Source organism: Pseudochelatococcus sp. B33 (assembly GCF_053570585.1).
The window spans coordinates 1-13,722 of record NZ_JBSEFH010000023.1 but is presented as its reverse complement, the minus strand read 5'-3'; the positions used below and the strand labels follow the sequence as shown (position 1 = coordinate 13,722).

Sequence of the window (13,722 nt, the reverse complement as noted above, 5' to 3'; positions counted from 1 at the left end):
CCAGAAGTACCGGGCGCGATGACCATCACCAACCATAGGCGGGGCGCCAATGCCCAGCCGAACGTGACGGAACCGATCAAGCAGGCTGTGGCCAGCGCGCTGCGCGGCATCGCCGGCCAGGCGGCGCGCGAGCTGGAGGTGACGTATTCCAGCGACCGCCCGTCGCTGACCGACGAGCGCGCCCGCCTGCCGGAACCGCCGCGCCGCCCCTCCCCCGGCGATATCGCCGTCATGCGCGGCAATGCCGATTCCATGGCGCTGCGGCTTGCGGTCCACAACAAGGCCGTGCACCAGAAGCTCGCGCCCGAGGGTGCCGCGGCGCTCGAAGTGTACAACGCCATCGAGCAGGCACGGGTGGAGGCCATCGGCGCGCGGCGCATGAGCGGGGTCGGCGCGAACATCACCGCCATGCTGGAGGACCGCTACCACCGCGGCAATTACGAGGACGTCTCCGACCGCGCCGATGCGCCGATCGCCGACGCGCTGTCGCTGCTGGTGCGCGAGCGCCTCACCGGCCTGCCGCCGCCGCAGGCCGCGGAGAAGATCGTCTCGCTGTGGCGGGACACGATCGAGGCGCGCGCCGGCAAGGATCTCGACAAGCTGAGCGGCAACATCGACGACCAGTTCGCCTTCGCGCGCAACATCCGCGAGCTGCTCGCCGCGCTCGACATGGCCGACGACGCCAACATGGACCCCGACGAGGGGGACGAGGGCGACCGCGACGAGCCCCAGGGCGAGGAGGAGAGCAGCGACGGCGAGGCGCAGCAGCAGTCCGAGACCGAGCAGGCGCGCATCGACGCCATGGACGCTGCCTCCGACGACATGGAGGAGGGTTCCAGCGAGGCGGAGGACGCGCCGTCGGGCGAGATTCCCGACGAGAGCGAATCGTCGGACGCCGAGGAAGCGGGCGCCGCGCGCAACCCGCCGCAGGCCAACGCCGAGGAATGGCGCGGCGCCGGCTACAAGGTCTACACGACGCGCTTCGACGAGGTGATCACGGCGGAAGAGCTGTGCGACGCCGACGAGCTGGCGCGGCTGCGCGCCTATCTCGACAAGCAGATCGCCAATGTGCAGGGCGTCGTCGCCCGCCTCGCCAACCGCCTGCAGCGCCGCCTGCTGGCACAGCAGAACCGGGCGTGGGAGTTCGACCTCGAGGAAGGCATTCTCGACCCGGCGCGCCTGCCGCGCGTCATCATCGATCCGTTCCAGCCGCTCTCGTTCAAGTTCGAGAAGGACACGGATTTTCGCGATACGGTGGTGACGCTGCTCATCGACAACTCCGGCTCGATGCGCGGGCGGCCGATCACGGTCGCTGCGACCTGTGCCGACATCCTCGCCCGCACGCTGGAGCGCTGCGCGGTGAAGGTCGAGATCCTGGGCTTCACGACGCGCGCCTGGAAGGGCGGGCAATCGCGCGAGGCATGGCTGCAGGCCGGCAAGCTGCCCGGCCCCGGCCGCCTCAACGATCTGCGCCACATCATCTACAAGTCGGCCGACGCGCCGTGGCGGCGCGCGCGGCGCAACCTCGGCCTGATGATGCGCGAGGGGCTCCTGAAGGAGAACATCGACGGCGAAGCGCTCGACTGGGCGCACAAGCGGCTGCTCGGGAGGCCCGAACAGCGCCGTATCCTGATGGTGATCTCCGACGGCGCGCCGGTGGACGATTCGACCCTGTCGGTCAATCCGGGCAATTATCTGGAACGGCACCTGCGCGCCATCATCGAGGAGATCGAGACGCGCTCGCCGGTGGAGCTCATCGCCATCGGCATCGGGCACGACGTGACGCGCTATTACCGGCGCGCGGTGACCATCGTGGACGCAGAGGAACTCGGCGGCGCGATGACCGACAAGCTGGCGGAGCTGTTCGAAGAAAGCCACGGCCAGCCGCGGCAGGGCTTTGGGACGCGCCGGCGCGCCGGCTGACGTCGGGGCGCTTGACCTGCCGATCGAAACAAAAAGCCGGTCAGTCGCCTGACCGGCTTTTGCTTTTCATGCCGCCGGCAGGCGTCAGCCGCGCACGCGCGGGACGTCGACGGGCACGACGACACGCAGCAGCGCGCCGTAGGGCACGAGCATCAGCAGCGCCATGGCGACCTTGACGAGAAAGTCGGTCACCGCCCAGGCCATCCACACGGGTGCAGCCACGCTCCAGCCCGCGAGGCCGTACACCGCCACGTCGGTGACAACGCCGGCAAAGGCGAGCGTGAAGAACAGCGCCGTGTCGACGGCCGAACCGATCAGGCCGGACGCCAGCGGCGCGCGCCACCAGACGAGACGGCGCAGGCGGTTGAAGACCGAGACGTCGAGCAACTGGCCGGCGAGGAACGCGATGCCGGATGCGGCGGCGATGCGCGGCTCCGACAGGACCGCGGAGACGACCACGGCGATCATGAACCCGACCGCCACGAGGCGGCGCGCCGCCCGAACGCCGAATCGGCGGTTGGTCAGATCGGTGATCAGGAACGCCACGGGATAGGTGAACGCGCCCCAGGTCAGGTAATCCTGCAGGCCCCAGGGCGTGAACGGGTACTGAACGGCAATGTTTGATGCGACGACAACAGCGGCCATGGCGGCCACGGGCCACCACAACCACCTGAACTCGTCACCGACGCTGCTCATGAGAATGCCCGGCCGGACGAAGCTCAGTTCACGGCCGCTTCGGCGTGCTTCTTGGTGATCTCGCGCTTCAGCGCGCGCGCGCCGAGCGACAGTTCCTCCTCGCCGGCCTTGATCAGGAAGGCATCGAGGCCGCCGCGGTGCTCGACGGAGCGCAGCGCCGAGGCGCTGATGCGCAGACGCACGGAACGATCCAGCGTCTCCGACTGCAGCGTCACCCTGACGAGGTTGGGAAGGAACCGACGCTTGGTCTTGCGGTTCGAGTGGCTTACGAGATGGCCGACGAGAACGGCCTTACCCGTCAGTTCGCAGCGGCGCGCCATGACGATGATCCTTAAGTTAGTGCTTGTGGGGCGCCCCGCGCCGGACGCAAACAACCGCGTAACGGCAAAAGCCCGACGTTGCCGCCGGGAGCGCGGACATCCCATGTCCCATGAAAGATGGGCGTGTATAGTGTATGAGCGCCATCCGCGTCAAGGCGGACGCGCCGCTTTGTCATGCGAATGACGCAAACGGCCGGCAGTTAGGGGCATCGGGATGAAAACCACGCTCTCGCCGCCATGTGGAAGAAACACCCGGCGTGTTTACAGATCGTTATCCATAGTGGGCGATTCTGTTGCGCGTGTTTGGACAACAATGATTCCGCCAGATCCGGCCGCCTGCCCGACACCGGCTGCCGCGCAGCCGCGGCGGGCATCCCGGCGATAGCGCATCAGACCGGGAACGGGTTCCGTTTCTGGATGAATTTGGTGCATGAACTGAAGAGACAGAGCTGTGCGGCTGCGGTTTTCCGTCCGCCGTCCCGGCTTTCGGTCAGGGAGTATCAGCGTATGATGCGGCAACTTTTCCTGGCGGCGGGCTTGATGGGGCTGTCCCTTCCCGCCATCCCCCTCCAGACGGCCGAGGCGCGGGCGGATGACAGGACCGCGACATTCGAAAGCCGTTACGATGTCACCCTGATGGGCATGCAGATCGGCGTGGCGCAGCTCAGGTTCACCCTCGACGGAGACAGGTACAAGACCGAGGTATGGACGCGCCTGACCGGGCTTGCCGGCGTCATGACGGACGGCAAGGGAGCGGGCAGCGCCACCGGCAGGCTGGCGGGCGACACCGTGCGCCCGGCGACCTTCGCCGTGACCACGGCGTCGGGGAACAAATCGGTGAGCGTGCGCATGGCGCTCAGCGAAGGCACGGTGCGGGCGCTGAAGGTGACGCCGCCGGTGCCCGCACGCCAGAACCGCGTCCCGCTGCGCGACGCGGACACCCGCAACATCGTCGATCCCGTGAGCGCGCTGCTGATGCCGGTAGCCGGGCACGCGGAGGCCGGCGATCCGGCGGCATGCAACCGCACGCTGCCGCTCTTCGACGGTTCGGCGCGATTCGACGTCCCGCTGTCGTTCGTCCGGGCACACAAGATCAACGGCCGCGCTTTCTCCGGTACGGTTTCCGTGTGCTCGGGACGCTACCGGTCGATCGCCGGCCACGTGCCCGACCGCGCCGACATCAGGTTCATGGAAAACAACCGCAACATCGAATTGTGGCTCGCCCCCGCTCCGGGCGGCCGGCTGTTCCTGCCCTATCGGATATCCGTGCGCTCGCCCATCGGCCTCGTGGTGATCGAGGCGACGCGTTTTCCCGGCGGCACGGCGACGCCCGATCTCGCACCCGCCTCCCGGTCCCCGCGTGAACAGCAGGCGAGCAACTGAGACGATTCGCCGAGCCTACACGGATACCGGCCTGTAAGGCTTGTCAAGGTGAACAGATACCGATTCCGGCGTGGTGTGCGATTCGGGCCGCTTTCGTTCCGGCCACGTTCATTCTCCATGGTGAATGCCCGTCGCATCGTCAGGCACGGCCTGGCCGAATGCCGATCGGAAGCCGTGGAAATCACGATGCTGGCCTCGCGGCGTCAATATGCTACACATGCCTAGTGGCATTCGCGATTCCGGCATGGTGGGCGAATCCCGCACGTTTTATCCGGGGCGGATGTCATCCGCGAGTCCCGGCAGAAGCAAGGCACCCGCATGAACTGGCGGCCCCATTGTCTGGAAAAGAACGCCCGGCGAGCGGCCGGCTCCGGAGTATCGTCCTTCCCTCATGGCGCTTAACCTCCTTCCCCGCTCGCTGCCAGCGCGTGTGCGCGCACGTGGCGTCACCGCCGTGCTGGGGCCGACGAACACCGGCAAGACGCATCTCGCCATCGAGCGGCTGCTGGCGCACGAAAGCGGCATGATCGGCCTGCCGCTGCGGCTCCTGGCGCGCGAGGTCTACAACCGGGTCGCCGAGCGGGCGGGCACGGGGGCCGTGGCGCTCATCACCGGCGAGGAAAAGATCAAGCCCGCCAATGCCCGCTACTGGATCGCCACCATCGAGGCCATGCCGCGCGACATCGACGTGGCGTTCTGCGCCATCGACGAAATCCAGCTTGCGAGCCACTTCGACCGCGGCCACGTGTTCACCGACCGGCTGCTGAACCAGCGCGGGCGGGCGGAGACGCTGGTGATCGGCGCCGCCACCATGCGCCCGCTGGTGGAGCAGCTGCTGCCCGGCGCCAACATCGTCTCGCGGCCCCGGCTGTCGAAGCTCTCCTTCGCCGGCGAGAAGAAGATCACGCGCCTGCCACGCCGTTCGGCCATCGTCGCCTTCTCCGCCGAAGAGGTCTATGCGATCGCCGAACTGATTCGCCGCCAGCACGGCGGCGCGGCGGTGGTGCTCGGCGCGCTGTCGCCGCGCACGCGCAACGCACAGGTGGAGCTCTACCAGTCCGGCGACGTGGACTACATCGTCGCCACCGACGCCATTGGCATGGGCCTCAATCTCGATGTCGACCACGTGGCCTTCGCCTCGACGCGAAAATTCGACGGCTTCGGCTTCCGGCCGCTCAACCCGTCGGAAATCGGGCAGATCGCCGGGCGCGCCGGCCGCCACCTCAAGGACGGCACCTTCGGCACCACCGGCCGGGCCGAGGCCTTCGACGCCGAGATGGTCGAGGCGGTGGAGGACCATCTGTTCGAGCCCGTGCGCATCCTGCAATGGCGCAACCCCGATCTCGATTTCGGCACAGTCGCCCATCTGCAGGCGAGTCTCGCCGCGACGCCCAGCGAGCCGGGGCTGACACGCGCGCCCATCGCCGAGGACGTGGCGGCGCTCGACGTGCTGGCGCGCGATTCTGGCGTCCGCGACGTCGCGCGGGGCAAAAGCGCGGTTGAAAGACTGTGGGAGGTCTGTCAGGTTCCCGACTATCGGAAAGTCGCGTCCGCTGCGCATGCCGAACTCGTCGGAACCATCTACCAGTCGTTGATGCGTGACGGCGCGATCGCCGACGACTGGTTCGCCCGTCAGATCCGGCATGTCGACAGGATCGACGGCGATATCGACACGCTTTCAGGGCGCATCGCGCAGGTGCGCACCTGGACATTCGTGGCGAACAGACCTGACTGGTTGCGTGATCCGGACCATTGGCAGAACGTGACACGTCAGGTAGAGGACAGACTATCCGATGCGTTGCACGAGCGGCTCGCCAGCCGCTTCGTGGATCGCCGCACCAGCGTACTGATGCGCCGCCTGAGAGAGAATGCGATGCTCGAAGCCGAAGTCACCACTGCAGGCGATGTCCTGGTCGAAGGCCAACACATTGGCCGCCTGCAGGGATTCCAGTTTGCGCCGGATGCGGAAGCGGAAGGACAGGTCAACGGACAGGAGGCCAAGGCGCTGCGCGCCGCCGCCCAGAAGGCGCTCACCGGTGAGATAGAGGCCCGCGCCGAAAAGCTCGCGGCGAGCGGCGACGATTCCTTCGTGCTCTCCAACGACGGCGTGATCCGCTGGAACGGCGACGCCGTCGCGCGTCTCGTCGAGGGCGAGAAGCTGCTGTCGCCCGGCCAGCGCATCGTCGCGGACGATACGCTGGCCGCCGGCGCGCGCGAGAAGGTGGAGGCCCGGCTCGCAACCTGGCTCAAGGCGCATGTGACGAAGCTGCTCGGCTCGCTCGACCTCCTGGAGAATGCCGAGGAAGTCACGGGGCTTGCGCGCGGCATCGCCTTCCAGATCGCCGAGGCGCTCGGCGTGCTGGAGCGCTCGCGCGTCGCGCAGGACGTCAAGAGCCTCGATCAGGAGAGCCGCGCTGTCCTGCGCAAGTTCGGCGTGCGCTTCGGGGCGTACCATCTCTACATCCCGCAGCTGCTGAAACCCGCGCCGCGCGCGCTCGCGACCCAATTGTGGGCCCTGAAGCACGGTGGCCTCGACCAGCCCGGCATCGACGACATCGCCCATCTCGCCTCCTCGGGCCGCACCTCGTTCAAGGTGACGCCGGAGATCGCCAAGGGCCTCTATCGGGCAGCGGGTTTTCGCGTCTGCGGCGAGCGGGTGCTGCGCGTCGACATTCTGGAGCGCCTGGCGGACCTCATCCGTCCCGCCATCGCGTACCGGCCCGGCGTCACGCCCGGCGAGCCGCCAGCGGGAGCCGCCGACGGCGACGGCTTCGTGGTGACGGTGGCCATGACGTCGCTTGCCGGATGCGCCGGCGAGGACTTCGCCTCGATTCTCCGCTCGCTCGGCTATGTCATCGAAAAACGCCCCGGCCCGGCGATCACCGTGGCACTGGTGCCCGCCCCGCGCCTCATCTCGGCGCCCGCCGCGCAGGAACCGGCAGAGCCGGCTCAGCAGCCGGCACAGGCGGCGGAAGCGGAAGCGGCCGCAGGAACGGACGCGGGAACGGACCCCTCGACCACCGCCGCTGCTGCCGACGGGCAGCCCTCCGCCGCCGATGAACCCTCGGTCGAAGCACCCGCTGCCGAGGTGACGGCGGACCAATCCGCCCCCTCCCCCGAGCAACCGCCGGCGGACAGCACGGACGCGGCCGTCGCTGTCGCGGCTGCGGACGGCGAGGAGACGCCGGCTCCGGTGGTCGAGGGCGGCGCCGAGACCGCGCCTGCGCCGCCTGCCCCGGAGGGGCCGCAGGAGACCGCGCAAGAGCCGGCAGAGGAGCCGCAGCAGCCGGCAGAGCCGGCGCCAGAGGCCAGCGCGGAAGCACCGGCGGACCGCGTCGCCGAAACGGCTGCCGAGGAAGCAACGGCTGCCGAAGAAGCGTCCGGCAAGGAGGAGCCTGCCGAGATCGTCGAGATCGAGGTCTGGCGTCCGCATCGGCATCAGCCCGGCCATCAGCGGCAGGGCGACAGGCGCGGCAGGGGCGCAGGCGGGCGTGGCCATCAGCGCCAGCAGGGCGCCGGCGACGCGGCCGGGCACCAACGGCAGGACAGGCGCCACGATGGCCCGCCGCAGTCCGGCGAAGCCGGCGCGCCGCAGCGTCACGAACGGCCGGAGCGGCAGCGGCGGCTCGACGCCTATAGCGACGCCTCGCGTTCCCGCGGCGGCGGACAGGAAGACGGCACGCGCGAGGGCGCCGGCGATGGACGCGGGTTCGGCCGCAACCGCAACGGCGGCGGCGGCCGGGGACAGGGCGGGCCTCACGGCAAGCCGGCGCAGGGCCATGGGTCCTACGGCAAGGGGTCCCAGTCCAAATCCTGGCAGGACCGCAAGAACGCCGCGCCACGTCACGAGCGCGCGCCCGATCCGGACTCGCCCTTCGCCAAGCTCGCCGTCCTCAAGCAGGCGCTCGAATCGCGCGGCAACGACAAGGAATGAAGCATCCCGGAATGAACCATCCCGGCGCGGGGCCGCGGACAATCGAGACGCCTTCGGGCAAGGGCATGCCGAGGGCCGACGCAATCATGTGACGACAACAGGATAGGGCGGCGGCAAGGGACCCGCGCTAAAGTCCGCTGCCCGGAAGCGCGTTCCGGCCGGCAGGAATCCGGTCGGCACCCGCCCCAATCGCAACATCGAGGAGCGCAATCCGATCCCGGTGGATCAGGCTGCGCTCCGGTCAGGAGCGCTCTTGCCCGAAACCGCGGCCCCTTTCCGACAGCGCCTCGACAAGTGGCTGTGGCACGCCCGGATGGCCCGCACGCGCACGCTTGCGGCGCGGCTGGTGAGCGAAGGCCATGTCCGCATCGACAGCCGGCGGGTGACGGATCCCTCCAAGAAGGTGCGGGCGGGTGACATTCTGACGCTGGCGCTCGCGCACGCCACCATCGTGATCGAGGTCGCGGACTTCGCCGAGAGGCGCGGCTCGGCGCCGGATGCGCGCCGCCTGTACAAGCTGCTCAGCGCTCCTGCCGGGCCAGGGCAGGCGGCGGGTGAGGACGGGGTGGGCGAGGACGGGCCGGCCGGAGACGCCGGACCCATGCGAAATCCTGATATCGGCGAAGACGACGACGCTCTTGCGCCCGACGACGATTATCGCTAGAGGACCAGTTTGGAAGCAGTCCAGATATATCGGGAAACATAGCGTCACGGCCTTCTGCGCCGTGGGGTGCGCAGAGAGCTTTACTTGCTCTATCGACGCAATGCGCTATCGTACCGGCAAGTCACGCAGCAGCCGTCGCGATGAGGCGTCGGCGGCGGCAACCTGATGAATCGACATGTTTTCTCGCGCGGGACATGTCCGTTTCACCCTTGAGCGCTCTCCGGTCGGATCGAGTCGTCTGATCGGCCGGCATGCGCTTGAAATAACGAAGTGAGGGGTTTCACGGTTTCGGTGAAACGGTGATGCCTCCTAACGCGTCGAACGGTCTATCGCGATGTCGGCCCGCCGGATTCCGTCCGGGTGCCGACGGCAGGAGAGGTGAATGCCCTACGTCGTCACCGACAATTGCATTCGGTGCAAGTACACGGATTGCGTTGAAGTTTGTCCCGTCGATTGCTTCTACGAGGGCGAGAACATGCTCGTCATTCACCCGGACGAGTGCATCGACTGTGGCGTGTGCGAGCCCGAATGCCCTGCCGAAGCCATCAGCCCGGACACGGAACCCGGCCTGGAGAAATGGCTCAAGCTGAATGCCGATTATGCCAAGATCTGGCCCAATATCACTCAGAAGAAGGACCCCCTGCCCGAAGCTGCGGAGTTCGACGGCGTACCCGAGAAGCTCGAGCAATATTTCTCCCCGGAGGCCGGCGAGGGCGACTGACTGTCGCAGGTCGGCCGCGCCTTCGGAATCCGGACCGTTTCGGCGCCTCCGATGAACCGCGGAAAGCGCCGCCCCCGGTCCGTCGCGTGTTGTCATCTTGCTGCAATCCGGCCTCGCTAAGCTATTGGCCACAAGACCGATTCGCTGACGATGCCTTGCGATGGAGCGTGGACGCCTTACTTCCGCCATGCTTCGAATGCATGAACGTTGCCTGAAAGTGTTATTTGATTTCATTTACGTGCAGATGCCGCATAGCAGACGCTCCCCAGGCGGCGGGCGTGGGAGAGATGTTAACAATTTTGATTTCTACCAAGCGTTATGTTATGCTGATTTTTATTGATCGGTTTTGTGGTGAGGCATGCTGCCCGGACTTGGTAGCGGTTCAACAATCAACGGACTGACATGAACGGCATGACGGCTTGGTGCTGCTGTCATAGGGCGGTATGCATCGTGTCGCGCATGTCGTATTTGCGTGCGGCCATTTTTCAAGGGCTGCGAGCGGTCAGTCGTTGTCCGGACGCCATCTCGCCACGAGCATGTCGCATCCCTTGTGGAGCGAGAAGGAGGCAACCACAACTATGAACAACGCCAAGAAGACTGCCCAGCGCCTGGGTTTCAAGACCGGTGAGTCGATTGTCTATCCTGCCCACGGCGTTGGTCAGATCATCGCCATCGAGGAGCAGGTCGTAGCGGGCTGTACGCTCGAACTGTTCGTGATCTCCTTCGAAAAGGACAAGATGACTCTCCGTGTGCCCACCGCCAAGGCCGCCAGCGTTGGAATGCGCAAGATCGCGGAGGGTTCGCTCGTCGACAAGGCGCTGGAAACCCTTACCGGACGCGCGCGCATCAAGCGCACCATGTGGTCGCGCCGCGCTCAGGAATACGAATCCAAGATCAACTCCGGCGACCTGATCGCGATCGCCGAGGTCGTGCGCGACCTGCACCGTTCGGAATCGCAGCCCGAGCAATCCTATAGCGAGCGCCAGCTTTATGAAGCCGCGATCGATCGGATCGTGCGCGAAATCGCGGCCGTCAACGGCGGCACCGACACCGAAGCCATGCGCATCGTCGAGACCGCCCTCGCCCAGTCTCCTCGCCGTCCGGCCAAGAAGGCCGCGAACGAAGAGCAGGCTCCCGCGGAGCTGGAAGACGAAGCTGCCTGATCCCCTACCGATGCGAACGCAAGGCAATCCGAGCGCCATCCGAGGACGGCGCAGCCGGGTCGTTTTGCCGCCTCGCGCCGGTGGATGAAAGACCCGGCGGCATGCCGGGCGTATCGCCCTAGAGATAACGACAGCCGGTCCCGCGGGATCGGCTGTCGTCGTTTGGGTGCCCCCTCGCTATTCCGAGATCAGCTTGTAACGCTCGCCCGCCGTCAGCGGCTGGCCGGGACGCAGGCCGTTGAGGACGCGGAACCGCTCGAGCGCCATGGTCGAGGTCGCCATTTGTGCCGCCAGGGTTTCCGGCGTGTCCGTCGCCGAGGCGGTCACGACGCGGATGCGCAACGGCCGGATCGCACGGATCTCGGCCGGCGTCATCTGGCGCAGGCTCTCGAACGCCGTCAGGAATTCGCTTTCGATCCGCGCATCGGGCTGGCGCGTGGCGATGACGAGACGGAAGACCGTCTTGTCGAGCCGGACCGCGCCAAGATAGAAGGTCCACTCCTTGCCCCGCGCGACGCCGGTCGCGGCCGGCAGGCCGTTGATGCTGGTAAGCGTCGTGCTTTCCGTCGTGACGCCGTTGATCCAGCCGGAAGCCAGAAAAGTGTCGAGCGGCATGGTGACGTCCAGCTCCACGGCATCGAGCCGCAGCGCCAGTTCCCCCCCGCTGGAGACGCCGAGCACCGCCTGGCTGGTATTGTCGAGCACGAACCCCTCCGGCGCGGTGAACGTGATGCCGAGGCGCGGATGGCGGAAGACGCGCCCGCGCACCTGTCCGTTGGCTGGATCCTCGCCCCAGCTGATGCCGTCGATGGCGTCGAGATACGCGCCCTTGTCGCGCGTGCCGACCCCCGGCGGCGAGACTTCGCGCGCGCCGCGAAGCGCCAATGCGACGCGCTGCGGCGTGCTCGGATGGGTCGCCATGAAACCCGCCGCGTTGCCCGACTGTCGGCTGCCCTCCCGGCCGAGCCTGACGCTGCCGTCCAGCGCCTCCAGAAAGCGGGCCGAGCCGTAGGGGTCATAGCCGGCTCGTGCGCTGGTGCGGATGCCGATGCGGTCGGCCTCCAGCTCCTGCTCGCGCGAGAACCCCGCGATCGTTCCCCTGACATTTGCGCGGAAGGCCTCGTCCTTGGCCGGATCGTTCAAGACATGCGTGTTGACCCGGCTGATCAGATCCGTGCGCTTTTCCAGCTCGTCGCGCGCCAGGGCATGGTTGGCGGTGACGTGCGCCATCTCATGCGCCAGCACCCCGGCAACCTCCGAGGCGTCGTTGCCGAGCGCCAGCAGGCCCCGCGTGACGTAGATATTGCCGGAAGGCAGGGCGAATGCGTTGATGAGCGGCGAGTCCAGGATAGTCAGCCGGTAGTTCAGGTCTGGCCTGTCGGTGGCGGGCACGAGGCGCGCCACCAGATCGTCGAGCATGCGCTGGGCCTTCGGCGACTGATACACACCGCCGAAGGCCGCCACCAGGCGCTGGTGCTCGCGATCGCCGGGCCGGGTGACGGCCGCGACGCGCGGCGCAGCCGGCGGCACGGCGGGGGAGAGCGATGCGGCCTCGGAGGGCTCGCGCCCGGCGGGGTTGATCACGCATCCTGCCACCCCGAACGCGGCGGCGATGGCGGCAACGCGCGCCGCAACCGGAACGCGCCACCGCAACCTGCCTGCCGCCGGCCGTGCGCCCTCTCCCGCAGCATGGGCCTGCTCCCGCCTGTCGCGAGCGCACGTCAGCAAACCGGGCGATGCCATCTGATCGGAACACCGCATTGAAAACCCATGCACCCAAGACCTCTGCACCCGACAGCCCCGCACATCGATTCAATCCGAATCCACAATGGAAATACCACGCGCCACTGATAGCCTGATTACCGGCGCGCTGCCAGTAGTCCGGCGCGCCGTCCCGCTCGCGACGTCCCGCAACAGCAAGTCTCCACGCACCATCACCGTCCTGCCCTCCAGCGCCCCGGCCGTAACGCCTTCTTTTGCCATCTTCTCCCAGTCCGTGCGGACGATCTCGACGAAAAAGTCCCGGCTCCAGATCCGCCCGAAATTGATGTAGATCATTTTGCGCCGTTCGCCGACGGATACAACCCGGCCGGTGACGATAACGAATCGGCCTTCATATTGTTTCAGCCGACGCGGGTCGTCGGCCGCCAGCGGCATCGGCGCAGCCCCTCCCCATCCGCCGCGACCGGCGCGGCGCGCCGCCGCCTCCAGCGCATTGAGCCGGGCCGCGCAGGCCTCGGACAGGCCCGCGGCCGGCGACCTTGCGGCTGCCCGGGGCGGCAGGATGCTGTCGGCGCGCCAGACGGCAAGCCCTTCCGCCACGAGCGGCTCGATCAGGGAAACGACGCCGGTCTCGGTGCTGACCGCGAGTTGCGCGTCATGCCGCCCCCAGCGATCGGGCTTGCCGGCAACGGCGACGACGCGCACGCCGTCCGCGACATGGCGCCTGATCGCCGCCGCCATCGCCGCGTCGTCCAGCGGGGCGATGCCGGTGATGCGAAGGATGCGGCCATCCGTGAGCGCGACGTCGCCATGCCCGGTAACGCGCGCCACCGCGACGGGCTCGCCGGCGCCCGAAGCATCGAGGCAGGCCGCCACGGCCCCTGCCGCACCACACAGGAACGCGAGCGGCACAGCAGCCAACGCCACTGTGCAAAGCCACATGAAAGGCGAAAAGAACCGGTGCGCGATCATCGCGCATATGTTAGTAGAAGGCGTTCGCAGTTGTGAAGGGCCGCCGGGAAATCCGCGCGGAGTGCTGCATGCGGCATGATTACACGGTTCTCCGGCGGGCAGCCCACGGCACGGCGGAAAAGACCATCGGCCCAGGCCTGGGTCCCGGTAGCTCAGCAGGATAGAGCAACGGTTTCCTAAACCGTAGGTCAGGGGTTCGAATCCCTTCCGGGACACCACCTATA

Annotated in this window: 10 protein-coding genes and 1 tRNA gene; 7 read left to right on the top strand and 4 right to left on the bottom strand. The window is 67.6% G+C overall.

The features are described 5' to 3' along the window. The first annotated feature begins 18 nt into the window (after positions 1-18). Complete coding sequence (cobT, locus tag ACUSIJ_RS22230; RefSeq protein ID WP_449310613.1) at positions 19-1,923, top strand: cobaltochelatase subunit CobT; 1,905 nt, start codon at positions 19-21, stop codon at positions 1,921-1,923. A gap of 84 nt (positions 1,924-2,007) precedes the next feature. On the opposite strand, the gene ACUSIJ_RS22225 is transcribed toward cobT, so the two are convergent. Together ACUSIJ_RS22225 and rpmB are read right to left on the bottom strand one after the other, a co-directional pair. After that, positions 2,008-2,619, bottom strand: a complete 612-nt coding sequence (locus ACUSIJ_RS22225) for a queuosine precursor transporter (protein WP_449310612.1) — start codon at positions 2,617-2,619, stop codon at positions 2,008-2,010. A gap of 23 nt (positions 2,620-2,642) precedes the next feature. After that, entirely contained in the window at positions 2,643-2,939 is a 297-nt protein-coding gene (gene rpmB, locus ACUSIJ_RS22220) for a 50S ribosomal protein L28 (protein WP_449310611.1), read from the bottom strand. Positions 2,940-3,446: 507 nt separating this feature from the next. On the opposite strand from rpmB, the gene ACUSIJ_RS22215 reads away from it, so the two are divergent. The 5 genes from ACUSIJ_RS22215 (at position 3,447) to ACUSIJ_RS22195 (ending at position 10,804) form a co-directional block, all read left to right on the top strand. Then, complete coding sequence (locus tag ACUSIJ_RS22215; RefSeq protein WP_449310610.1) at positions 3,447-4,322, top strand: DUF3108 domain-containing protein; 876 nt, start codon at positions 3,447-3,449, stop codon at positions 4,320-4,322. 391 nt (positions 4,323-4,713) lie between these two features. Further along, positions 4,714-8,256, top strand: a complete 3,543-nt coding sequence (locus tag ACUSIJ_RS22210; protein WP_449310609.1) for a helicase-related protein — start codon at positions 4,714-4,716, stop codon at positions 8,254-8,256. Positions 8,257-8,509: 253 nt separating this feature from the next. Further along, positions 8,510-8,920, top strand: a complete 411-nt coding sequence (locus tag ACUSIJ_RS22205; protein WP_449310608.1) for an RNA-binding S4 domain-containing protein — start codon at positions 8,510-8,512, stop codon at positions 8,918-8,920. Between the two features lie 382 nt (positions 8,921-9,302). Then, a complete protein-coding gene (fdxA, locus tag ACUSIJ_RS22200; protein WP_449310607.1) occupies positions 9,303-9,641 on the top strand; it encodes a ferredoxin FdxA in 339 nt (112 codons plus the stop codon). 578 nt (positions 9,642-10,219) lie between these two features. Further along, a complete protein-coding gene (locus tag ACUSIJ_RS22195) occupies positions 10,220-10,804 on the top strand; it encodes a CarD family transcriptional regulator (protein ID WP_449310606.1) in 585 nt (194 codons plus the stop codon). Between the two features lie 177 nt (positions 10,805-10,981). Here the strand turns inward: ACUSIJ_RS22195 and ACUSIJ_RS22190 are convergent, their stop codons facing one another. Beyond that, positions 10,982-12,547, bottom strand: a complete 1,566-nt coding sequence (locus tag ACUSIJ_RS22190; RefSeq protein WP_449310605.1) for a M48 family metalloprotease — start codon at positions 12,545-12,547, stop codon at positions 10,982-10,984. A 69-nt stretch (positions 12,548-12,616) separates the two neighbouring features. Continuing rightward, positions 12,617-13,453 carry a hypothetical protein gene (locus ACUSIJ_RS22185; protein WP_449310604.1) on the bottom strand — a complete coding sequence of 279 codons (837 nt, stop codon included), beginning with the start codon at positions 13,451-13,453 and terminating at the stop codon, positions 12,617-12,619. A gap of 186 nt (positions 13,454-13,639) precedes the next feature. On the opposite strand from ACUSIJ_RS22185, the gene ACUSIJ_RS22180 reads away from it, so the two are divergent. Beyond that, a tRNA-Arg gene (locus ACUSIJ_RS22180) sits at positions 13,640-13,716 on the top strand. Positions 13,717-13,722 lie beyond the last annotated feature (6 nt).